Genomic DNA, 11,019 nt, shown 5'->3' on the forward strand with positions numbered 1-11,019 from the left:
TCAACAAATCGCGTAGAAATCGTCAGTAAGGTCTCTACTATAACGGTTTAACGTAACAATCTAAAGCGCTATAATCACCTAATCTTTACACGGGGTTAACCTAGCGAGGTTGGCAAATCCGTTGAGACGAGACTGACAGGCCGCAACCGAATCACTCTTGATTGATTCACCCCTTAAGGTTGGCGGCAAATAACATAAAAAAGGCGTTAAGCCACCAGTAATGTGGGAGTGTCATTGTGAGCGCAAAGGGAAAAAGTCTAGGTCGTATTATGGTTGCCTCGGTAGCCGCTCTACTATTTGCTTCTGCTGCGCAAGCATTAGAAGTGTCTGAACAAGAAAAAGCCGCCATCGCCGAGCGCATTGCGCCTGTGGGTGACGTGTATATTGATGGAGAAGCCCCCACGCAAACGGCGGCAGCAGAACCAACTGGCCCACGTAGCGGTAACCAAGTCTATAATACTTACTGCACAGCCTGCCACGGCACAGGCGCAGCTGGCGCCCCTAAAATCGGTGATGCCGCCGCTTGGGGCCCACGTGTTGATAAAGGCATGGAAACCCTAGCCAAACATGCTATCAACGGTTTTAATGCAATGCCTGCCAAAGGCACCTGTATGGACTGCTCGGATGATGAAATCGTCGCGGCTATCGAGCACATGCTCGACGCACTCTAATAGCACGGCTCATCAATCGTTTGACAGTAACGCCGCCTTCGCGGCGTTACTTACTGAGCAAGGCTGTGTTTAGGGTGACTTGTTTTTATCGAGCATGGCTTTTAAGTTAGCGATCGCCGCTTGCCCTTTTTCCATTCTCTCTTCTTGAGACACAGGTTTTTTCTGCGACTCCCACTCAAGATCATCAAACGGCAATTCGTCGAGAAAACGGCTTTGTTGTGGCTTGATAAGCTCGCCAAACTGACGCCTTTCTTTGCAAACGACAAAGGTCAGCGCCTTTTGCGCACGGGTCAATCCGACGTAAGCTAAACGCCGCTCTTCGTCGATATTATCTTCATCAATACTCGATTGATGAGGCAACAAGCCTTCTTCCATACCGATCAAATACACGTATGGAAATTCTAGCCCTTTCGATGCGTGCAACGTCATCAGCTGTACTTGGTCAGCCTCGTCATCATCTTCGCCACGTTCCATCATGTCACGCAGCGTCAGGCGCTGAACCACTTCTCGCAGGCTTCGTTCAACCTGATCCGGATTATCCCCCTGAAGATCAGCGACAATCCAACTGTGAAGCTGTGAGACGTTTTTCATCCGCATCTCTGCCACTTTGGGACTGGATGAACTCTCATACAGCCAATCTTCATACTGTGTATCTCGCAACAGTGATCGTATCGCGGACACGGTATCGCCCCGCTCAGCCTGATCAGACAGTTCCACAATCCACCGCGTAAACGCTTGCAGGGCAGCCAGCCCTCGCCCAGATAAATGCTGGGGCAGGCCTAACTCAAAGCTCGCCGCAAACAAGCTCTTGCCGCGCTGATTGGCATAACTGCCGAGTTTTTCTAATGTCACCGGGCCAATTTCGCGTCGCGGCGTATTCACTACGCGCAAAAACGCATTGTCGTCATCTGGGTTGGTCAACAAGCGCAAATAGGCCATGATGTCTTTAATTTCGGCGCGCGAGAAAAAGGACGTACCGCCTGATATTTTATACGGGATACGATTTTGTATCAGGGCTTTTTCAATCAAACGCGATTGGTGATTGCCACGGTATAAGACCGCGTAATCTTTGTATTGCGTACGCCCTAAAAAACGGTGGCCTATCAGTTCCCCAACCACACGTTCCGCTTCATGCTCTTCGTTATTGGCAGTCAGCACTTTGAGCATGTCGCCATCGGGCAAGGCAGAAAATAGCGTTTTTTCGAATACATGGGGGTTATTGGCTATCAAGATATTGGCTGCACGCAGTATTCGACTGGTTGAGCGGTAATTTTGCTCCAACTTCACCACATGCAGACGCGGAAAGTCTTGTTGTAAGTACACCAGGTTTTTCGGCTGAGCGCCTCGCCAGGAGTAAATCGATTGGTCATCATCCCCTACCACGGTAAAGCGTGATCGCTCACCCACCAGCAGCTTCACCAATTGATACTGGCTGGTGTTGGTATCTTGATACTCGTCGACCAATAAATAGCGAATACGTGCTTGCCAACGCTCACGCACGGTTTGGTTTTGGCTAAGTAGCGCCACCGGCATCAAGATAAGATCATCAAAATCGAGCGCGTTATAGGCCCGCATTTGTTTTTGATAGCGCGCATAGCAGGCGGCAAATAACTGGTCCCGCTCACCTTGTGCTTGCGCCAACGCTTCATCGGGTCCCAACATGGCATTTTTCCAGTTGGAGATGGTGTGCACCAATTGACGCAGCAAGTCTTTATCATTATCTAGCTCTTCTTCGGTCAGAGCTTTGAGTAGCGCTAATTGGTCTTGATCATCAAACAACGAAAAGCCCGCTTTTAACCCCAAGGTTTTGTATTCTCGGCGGATAATATTCAGGCCCAAGGTATGAAAGGTTGACACCATCAAGCCGCGCGATTCTTGCTTACCCAAGCTTTGTGCCACGCGCTCTTTCATCTCTCGTGCCGCTTTGTTCGTGAAAGTCACCGCGGCAATATGACGCGCTTTATAGCCACATTGTTGAACCAAATAGGCGATCTTATGCGTAATCACGCGTGTTTTTCCCGAGCCTGCGCCAGCTAACACCAGACAGGGGCCAGAAATATGGCGGACTGCATCCGATTGCGCAGGATTAAGCTTCATGATGGCGGCACCTCGTTAATGGCTGAGAGGGCATTGTAGAAGGAATCTTACTGATGTCTATCTCACCCAAGCAAGGCTCAACAAGCTTGCTACAATTTATGCTTGTCATACGCACAAAATTCACTCTAAAATGAATGAACGTTCATTCACTAGTAAGTTCATCATCAATGGACAAACGTACGCAAATATTCGCGGCGACAGAGCAACTGATTGCCACGCGTGGGCTCGACAAGGTCTCAATGCATCAGGTCGCCACCCAAGCGCAAGTGGCCGCCGGCACCATTTATCGCTATTTTAACGATAAAGAAGACTTGCTTCGTCAACTGTCTATGCACCTTATGATGCAATGTGCGACCCATATTCAACAGGGGGTAAAGGATGAACCAACCCTAAAAGATCAATTTGAGCGGTTATGGCGCAACACGTGGACCATGATGCTACAACGCGATCACTTATTATTATCTCGTGACCAGTTTGATGCTCTGCCACGCGATGATCAGTCACAAACCCAGCAAGAGCGAGAGGCCTTCTCTGATCTTTATCAAGTCTTTCAGGAAGGTAAGCGGCAAAAGCGCTTTAAGCCACTGGACGATGAGGTGCTCATCACCTTGGGGCTTGAACCCGTTTTTTGTTTAGCTCGCAAACAGGTTCGGGGTGTTATAACTCTAGACAGTTATGCTATCGCAGATGCGATCCAAGCTTGCTGGGATGCAATTTCTCTTCACTAACGACGCTCGGAGCTTACTTCGATGAAAAAATGGTTTTTCTTTATGGTTATCCTTGCACTGCTGCTGTTTGGCAGTGTGATTGGCTTTAACCTTTTTAAGCAGCAAAAGGTTGCAGAGTATATGGCAAACATGCCAGAGCCGACGCACCCAGTGACGGCAGTGACCGTTAACGCTGAACCCTGGACACCCACCATGGATGCCATCGGGTTTGTTGAGCCCAATCAAGGGATCACCTTAACCACGCAAATTGCCGGTGTGGTGGATGTGATCAACTTTGAATCAGGCCAAACCGTTAAACGTGGGCAAAATCTGGTTGAACTCGACTCTAGCGTTGAAAAAGCCAACTTGGCAAGTACGCAAGCACGATTACCCGCCGCAGAAGCCAAGTTCAAACGTTATCAAGGACTGTTTACTAAAGGGTCGATTTCTAAAGAAGCATTGGATGAAGCTGAAGCGAATTACCGTTCTTTACAAGCTGACATTAATGCGCTTGAAGCCACCATTGCACGTCGTAATCTTCAAGCTCCCTTTGATGGTGTGATTGGCCTGCGTAATGTATTTATGGGTGAGTACCTGCAGCCAGGTACCGATAKTGCTCGGCTAGAAGATACCTCGGTAATGAAACTGCGCTTTACCGTGCCGCAAACCGATATCTCGAAGATCCGTCTAAGCCAGGCATTACGCATTACAGTCGATGCTTATCCTGAAAAAGAATTCATCGGCTCTATCAGTGCTATCGAGCCTGCGGTCAACAGCCAGAGCGGCCTGATTAAAGTGGAAGCCAATATTCCCAACAATGATGGCCAGTTGCGCTCAGGGATGTTTGCCCGCGCCGATATCGTCTTGCCGACGATTGAGAAGCAAATCGTGATTGATCAAACTGCGATTAACTTCAACCTATACGGTGAAAGTGTGTATGTGATCCGTGAAGAAGACGGAGAAAAGCGCGCCTATCAACAAGTTATTAAAGTCGGCGAGCGTCGTGGCCATCAAGCGCGCATTATCGACGGTCTAGAGCCTGGCGATCAGGTTGTTACGTCCGGCCAGGTGCGCTTAAGCAATGGCTCTAAAGTGAAAATCGTCGACAACGACGCTCTCACTCCACCAGAACAATTACCTCAATTGTAAGACGAGGATGTGATGCGCTTTACTGATATTTTTATCCGGCGCCCAGTGCTAGCTGCGTCAATCAGTATTCTGATTGCACTGCTCGGCTTGCAGTCTTTATTTAAGATGCAAGTTAGGGAATACCCGGAGATGACCAATACCGTGGTCACCATCACAACCAGCTATTATGGTGCCAGTGCTGACTTGATTCAGGGTTTTATTACCACCCCGCTCGAGCAAGCTGTCGCCCAAGCTGACAATATTGACTTTATGACCTCAGAATCGGTGCTGGGATCATCGACAATCACAGTCAACATGAAGCTAAATACCGATCCGAATGCCGCCTTGGCAGATATACTGGCCAAAGTCAATTCGGTAAGGGCACAGCTCCCGGCAGAATCAGAAGATCCGTCCGTATCCATGTCGACCGGCTCTACGACCGCGGTCATGTATATCGGTTTTACCTCGCCAGAACTCGACTCGAGCCAGATCACCGATTATCTTGAGCGCGTGGTTAAACCCCAATTGTTTACTGTGGGTGGGGTGTCAAAAATCGATCTATATGGCGGGGTGAAGTACGGCTTACGTGTATGGCTTGATCCTGAAAAGATGGCGGCCTTTAAGCTAAGTGCCACTGATGTCATGTCAGTACTCGATGCCAATAACTACCAGTCGGCAACCGGTCAAGCTACCGGTACCTTTATGGTCTACAACGGCAGTGCGGATACGCAAGTTTCAACGCCAGAAGAGTTAGCCAAACTGGTGGTTGATACGCAAGATGGCCGCATCGTGCGGTTAGGCGATATTGCTAACGTCTCGCTGGAAAAAAGTCACGACCGAGTCCGAGCGCTTGCCAATGGTTCCGAGGCAGTTGTCGCAGCCATTAACGCTACCCCCTCAGCCAATCCGATCAATATTGCTGCCGACGTGATGGACATGTTGCCCGAAGTGGAACGTAACATGCCCAGCAACATTGAGATGAACGTGTTGTATGACTCGTCGAATGCGATCAATGAGTCAATCAATGAGGTAATCAAAACCATCATCGAAGCCGCGTTAATTGTGTTGGTGGTTATTACTCTGTTCTTGGGCTCGTTCCGCGCGGTGATCATCCCCATTATTACCATCCCGCTGTCGCTGATTGGTGTAGCACTAGTGATGGAAATGATTGGCTTCTCACTGAACTTGATGACGCTACTGGCCATGGTTCTGGCCATCGGCTTGGTGGTCGATGACGCCATTGTGGTGCTCGAGAATATCGACCGTCATATTAAGTTAGGTGAGTCGCCGTTCCGTGCCGCCATCATTGGTACCCGTGAGATAGCGGTGCCCGTTATTTCTATGACACTAACACTGGCAGCCGTTTATGCCCCTATCGCCATGATGGGCGGGATCACCGGCTCCCTGTTTAAGGAGTTTGCATTAACGCTTGCTGGGGCAGTGTTTGTGTCCGGCATTGTCGCACTAACGCTCTCGCCGGTGATGTGTGCGACCTTGTTAAAAGCCAATGCGCAACCGAGTCGTTTTGAGTTAGCGGTACATCGCTTCCTTGACGGGATGACAGATAAGTATGCGCGTATGCTCAGCAAGGTGATGGAGCGCCGTCCGGTGATCGTGACGTTTGCGGTGATTGTATTCGCTTCCCTGCCGGTGCTGTTTAGCTTTATTCCTAGTGAGCTTGCTCCGTCAGAGGATAAAGGCGTGGTGGTCATGATGGGTACTGCGCCCTCCACCGCTAACTTGGATTACATCCAAAATAGCATGGCGGAAGTGAACCAAAAACTGGACCAGCAACCCGAAGTGGCTTTCTCACAAGTCTTCTCCGGGGTACCTAAGTCGAATCAAGCCTTTGGTATCGCCTCATTAGTACCTTGGAGCGAGCGGGAAGCGAGCCAGTCTGAGGTAGTCAAACGCATGGCGAATGAAGTGAAGGATATTCCAGGTATGAAGGTCACCACCTTCGAAATGCCGGAATTGCCAGGTGCTTCCTCAGGTTTGCCTATTCAATTTGTGGTGACATCGCCCAATAACTTCGAAAGCCTGTATCAGGTAACCGCTGAAATCATGGGCGAAGTGCAATCAAGCCCAAATTTCGTTTACTCGGAGCTTAACCTTAACTTCGACTCCGCCACCATGAATATCCATATTGATAAGGATAAAGCGGGATCGTATGGCGTCACCATGCGTGATATCGGTACGACGATCGGAACCATGATGGCCGACGGCTACATTAATCGTATTGACTTTGACGGCCGATCGTATGAAGTGATCCCGCAAGTTGAGCGTAAATATCGCCTTAACCCTGAGTCGATCGAAAGCTACTACGTGAGCGCTGCCAATGGTGATTCGATACCTCTCGGCTCTTTGATTGATATTGAAGTGACAGGCGAGCCGCGCTCGTTACCTCATTTTAATCAATTGAATGCTGCGACGATTAGTGCCGTTGCTGCCCCTAGCGTGACCATGGGTACCGCCGTAGAGTGGTTTGAAAGCAAAGCGGCAGAACTGCCAAAAGGGTATCAGCACGATTATCTTGGTGAATCGCGTCAATACGTCACTGAAGGCAGTGCACTGTATGCAACTTTCTTGTTTGCGCTGGCGATTATTTACTTAGTGCTTGCGATTCAGTTCGAATCGCTACTCGACCCTCTGGTGATCTTGGTCTCAGTGCCTCTGGCGATTTGTGGCGCGTTGATTGCTTTGGCGTGGGGGCTGTCATCGATGAATATCTACTCGCAGGTGGGGCTGATAACCTTGATAGGTCTAATTACCAAGCACGGTATTTTGATCTGTGAAGTTGCCAAAGAGCAGCAGCTATATCACCAAGCCAGTCGAATGGATGCGGTAAAAGAGGCTGCAAAAATTCGTCTGCGTCCGATCTTGATGACAACAGCTGCAATGATTGCAGGCCTTATCCCGCTTATGTTTGCCAGCGGCGCCGGTGCCGAACAACGCTTTAGCATCGGGATAGTCATCGTGGCGGGTCTTGCCATCGGGACATTATTCACGCTATTCGTTCTGCCAGTGATTTATACCTATCTGGCCAGCAAGCACAAGCCGCTGCCGGTGTTTGTCGAAGACGATGAGCTTGATAAGCTCGATGAAGACTATCGTGCATCACATTAATGCATCCTATTAAGGGCCTACGGGCCCTTTTCTTTTGTCATCCTTTCGACAAGCTGTACGTATTTACATAGAATAAAGACAGTTAATAAAGGAGTATTCCATGTTTGACCCGAAAAAACTTGAGCAAATGGCCAAGCAAATTCACGATGCCATGCCTCAGCCTGTCAAAGAGTTAGGCACGGATATGGAAAGCCGTGTGCGCCAAGCCATTCAAGGCCAGCTGACTAAGCTTGACGTGGTAAGCCGTGAGGAGTTTGATGTACAAACTCAGGTATTACTGCGCACGCGTCAAAAGCTCACCGAGCTCGAAGCAAAGCTTGAAGAAATGGAAACAAAGATCGGCCAATCGCAAGATAACCAGCAATAACCGATCGCATCAACGCAAAAAGCCTGACCCTCAGGCCAGGCTTATCTCTGCGTATCATTTCAACTGATGGCAGTCAGTTATCGAGCGCGATTAATTATCAAGTGCAATCTGTTTCATATCAGTCATATAGCCGCGTAACTCTTCGCCGATATATTCGATCGGGTGATGACGAATACGGTCATTCACTTCAATCAAGGTGGCGTTATCAACCTGATTAGATGTTTCTGACAATCCTTTGCCAATCACATCCGCGCCCACCGTTGGCATAAAATGCTCGCGCAACAATGGCGTCGCCACATTAGCGAACAAGTAGTTACCGTACTCTGCCGTATCGGAAATAACCACGTTCATTTCGTAAAGACGCTTACGTGCAATGGTGTTGGCAATCAACGGCAACTCATGCAATGACTCGTAATACGCCGACTCTTCCACAATACCGGACGACACCATGACCTCAAAGGCAAGCTCGACCCCAGCACGCACCATAGCAACCATCAAAATACCGTTATCAAAGAATTCTTGCTCACTGATACTGGCATCTGACTCGGGATAGTTTTCAAACGCGGTCTGTGCCGTTTCCTCACGCCAAGTGAAAAGATCTTTATCGCCATTATCCCAATCGGCCATCATGGTCGCGGAGAAATGGCCAGAGATAATGTCATCCATGTGTTTGTTGTAAAGGGGACGCATAAGCTCTTTAAGCGACTCCGACAGCTCAAAGGCTTTTACTTTCGCGGGGTTGGACAAGCGATCCATCATATGCGTGATGCCACCGAATTTCAGCGCTTCAGTAATCGTTTCCCAGCCATATTGAATAAGTTTACCCGCATAACCCGGCTCAACACCTTCTGCAATCATTTTCTCATAGCAAACAACCGATCCGGCCTGCAGCATGCCACACAGGATGGTTTGTTCGCCCATCAGGTCTGATTTTACTTCCGCCACAAACGAAGACGCTAGCACCCCTGCACGATGACCGCCGGTTGCGGCTGCCCATGCTTTCGCAACCTCAAAGCCTTCGCCGTTAGGATCATTTTCTGGGTGGACCGCGATCAGCGTTGGCACACCAAAGCCGCGTTTATACTCTTCACGCACTTCGGTACCTGGACACTTAGGCGCCACCATAACGACGGTAATATCTTCACGAATGCGCTGACCCACTTCGACGATATTAAAGCCATGAGAGTAACCGAGCGCAGCGCCATCTTTCATCAACGGCATGACGGTCTCTACGACGTTGGAGTGTTGCTTATCTGGGGTCAGATTGATCACCAAATCCGCTTGTGGGATCACATCTTGATAGCTCCCCACTGTAAACCCATGCTCGACCGCGTTTTGGTAAGAAGGACGCTTCTCATCAATCGCCGCCTGACGCAGTGCATAAGCCACATCAAGACCCGAGTCACGCATGTTTAGACCCTGATTAAGCCCTTGCGCCCCACAGCCAACAATCACCACTTTTTTACCTTTGAGGAATTCGGCCTCGTTGGCAAATTCATCGCGCGACATAAATCGGCATACGCCTAATTGTTCCAATTGTTGACGCAAATTCAGGGTATTAAAGTAGTTCGCCATAGGGTGCTCCATTGATTCGAATCCATGATTGGGTGCGTTTTCACCGCTTAATTTTGATACTACCTTAACCATCACATTGCCTAAAGTGATATATTCACAACATGACATTGCAAATAAAGCAAGAACACACCATGAACACCAAACAACTTACGGGTTTTCTTCACCTCTGTGATACCAAAAGCTATACCCGTGCGGCAAAAGCCATGCATGCTAGCCCGTCGGCTCTAAGTCGGATTATTCAACGGCTTGAGGAGGACATCGGTCAGCCGTTGTTTATTCGGACGAACAAAGCCGTTACCTTAACACCCGCAGGAAAAACGTTATTACCCGTGGCGCGAGAAATCTTACAACTATGGCATACCACCAAAGCTAATATTAATGAACATGCCTCTTTGCTCGGCGGTAAGCTCACGCTCTTTTGCTCGGTCACCGCCAGCTATAGCCATTTACCGGAGTTAATCGCGCGTTTTCGTCAGCAATACCCAAATATCGAGCTACAACTGCTGACCGGCGATCCCGCTCAGGCAGAAGAAAAGGTGCAAGACAATAGCGCCGACATTGCCATTGCCGCTAAACCAAAGTATTTGTCGTCAAGTTTAGTCTTTCAACCCATTGATACCGTGAGCTTGTCGGTTATCGCGCCGGCAATGGCCAGCAGTGGCATTGACTTACAAGCCATTGACTGGCAACACACACCCTTAATCTTGCCCGAAGCGGGAACAGCGCGCGAACTCGCTGATCAATGGTTGGCCAGCAAAGGCATCGAGGCAAACGTCTACGCACAAATAGCGGGTCACGAGGCGATTGTCAGTATGGTGGCATTAGGCTGTGGTATTGGTGTTGCGCCGGACGTGGTGATTGATAACAGCCCTGTAAAAGATAAGGTTGAGCGCTTGCGCCAAGAAATTGTGCAACCTCTCGAACTAGGCCTTTGTTGTAAAGCTTCCCGCGCCAAAGAGCCTTTACTCAACGCCCTACTCGATACGATGCGATAACCCAAAAAGCCCCAACATCACTATGCAGGGGCTTAAACGCAAAAAACCCCAGCTTTTCAGCTAGGGCTTCTAAGTAGTGGCGGAGTGGACGGGACTCGAACCCGCGACCCCCGGCGTGACAGGCCGGTATTCTAACCAACTGAACTACCACTCCGCACCAATTCTGTATGACTAAAGGCTTATATCTCTTTGCTTTAATCAATTGTAATAAAAGCCTGGCGATGTCCTACTCTCACATGGGGAGACCCCACACTACCATCGGCGCTGCTTCGTTTCACTACTGAGTTCGGCATGGAATCAGGTGGGTCCAAAGCGCTATGGTCGCCAAGCAAAATTTGGTGTGTCTTCACTTT

General features: G+C 49.3%; 8 protein-coding genes, 1 tRNA gene and 1 rRNA gene. 6 read left to right on the top strand and 4 right to left on the bottom strand.

Annotated features, from left to right (window positions below):
- Positions 1-236: 236 nt before the first annotated feature.
- Positions 237-671, top strand: coding sequence for a c-type cytochrome (locus BZG76_RS13165; protein ID WP_077461702.1), 435 nt, complete (start codon positions 237-239; stop codon positions 669-671).
- Positions 672-740: 69 nt separating this feature from the next.
- Here BZG76_RS13165 and rep read toward each other — a convergent pair whose 3' ends face one another.
- A complete protein-coding gene (gene rep / locus BZG76_RS13170; protein WP_077461703.1) occupies positions 741-2,768 on the bottom strand; it encodes a DNA helicase Rep in 2,028 nt (675 codons plus the stop codon).
- 167 nt (positions 2,769-2,935) lie between these two features.
- On the opposite strand from rep, the gene BZG76_RS13175 reads away from it, so the two are divergent.
- From BZG76_RS13175 to ubiK, 4 genes are all read left to right on the top strand, one after another.
- Entirely contained in the window at positions 2,936-3,496 is a 561-nt protein-coding gene (locus BZG76_RS13175; RefSeq protein ID WP_025744533.1) for a TetR/AcrR family transcriptional regulator, read from the top strand.
- Positions 3,497-3,517: 21 nt separating this feature from the next.
- Positions 3,518-4,624, top strand: a complete 1,107-nt coding sequence (locus BZG76_RS13180; protein WP_077461704.1) for an efflux RND transporter periplasmic adaptor subunit — start codon at positions 3,518-3,520, stop codon at positions 4,622-4,624.
- Between the two features lie 12 nt (positions 4,625-4,636).
- Positions 4,637-7,729 (top strand): multidrug efflux RND transporter permease subunit, encoded by a 3,093-nt coding sequence (locus tag BZG76_RS13185; RefSeq protein WP_077461705.1) that lies wholly within the window; start codon positions 4,637-4,639, stop codon positions 7,727-7,729.
- Positions 7,730-7,829: 100 nt separating this feature from the next.
- Entirely contained in the window at positions 7,830-8,096 is a 267-nt protein-coding gene (gene ubiK, locus BZG76_RS13190; RefSeq protein WP_021022177.1) for a ubiquinone biosynthesis accessory factor UbiK, read from the top strand.
- 90 nt (positions 8,097-8,186) lie between these two features.
- Here the strand turns inward: ubiK and ilvC are convergent, their stop codons facing one another.
- Positions 8,187-9,671 (bottom strand): ketol-acid reductoisomerase, encoded by a 1,485-nt coding sequence (gene ilvC, locus BZG76_RS13195; RefSeq protein WP_077461706.1) that lies wholly within the window; start codon positions 9,669-9,671, stop codon positions 8,187-8,189.
- A gap of 131 nt (positions 9,672-9,802) precedes the next feature.
- Between ilvC and ilvY the strand changes: the two genes are divergently transcribed.
- On the top strand, positions 9,803-10,666 hold the full coding sequence (ilvY, locus tag BZG76_RS13200) for an HTH-type transcriptional activator IlvY (RefSeq protein ID WP_077461707.1): 864 nt from the start codon (positions 9,803-9,805) through the stop codon (positions 10,664-10,666).
- Between the two features lie 77 nt (positions 10,667-10,743).
- Here ilvY and BZG76_RS13205 read toward each other — a convergent pair.
- Positions 10,744-10,820, bottom strand: a tRNA-Asp gene (locus BZG76_RS13205).
- A gap of 59 nt (positions 10,821-10,879) precedes the next feature.
- A 5S ribosomal RNA gene (rrf, locus tag BZG76_RS13210) occupies positions 10,880-10,995 on the bottom strand.
- Positions 10,996-11,019: the final 24 nt, after the last annotated feature.

The sequence above is a fragment of the Salinivibrio sp. AR647 genome (assembly GCF_001995415.1).
Lineage (GTDB): Bacteria > Pseudomonadota > Gammaproteobacteria > Enterobacterales > Vibrionaceae > Salinivibrio > Salinivibrio costicola.

Excerpts from the sequence above, each read along its gene's own strand:
- ilvY (WP_077461707.1), top strand. The coding sequence starts at position 9,803 with ATGAACACCAAACAACTTACGGGTTTTCTTCACCTCTGTGATACCAAA.
- ubiK (WP_021022177.1), top strand. The coding sequence starts at position 7,830 with ATGTTTGACCCGAAAAAACTTGAGCAAATGGCCAAGCAAATTCACGAT.
- rep (WP_077461703.1), bottom strand. The coding sequence starts at position 2,768 with ATGAAGCTTAATCCTGCGCAATCGGATGCAGTCCGCCATATTTCTGGC.
- ilvC (WP_077461706.1), bottom strand. The coding sequence starts at position 9,671 with ATGGCGAACTACTTTAATACCCTGAATTTGCGTCAACAATTGGAACAA.
- BZG76_RS13175 (WP_025744533.1), top strand. The coding sequence starts at position 2,936 with ATGGACAAACGTACGCAAATATTCGCGGCGACAGAGCAACTGATTGCC.
- BZG76_RS13185 (WP_077461705.1), top strand. The coding sequence starts at position 4,637 with ATGCGCTTTACTGATATTTTTATCCGGCGCCCAGTGCTAGCTGCGTCA.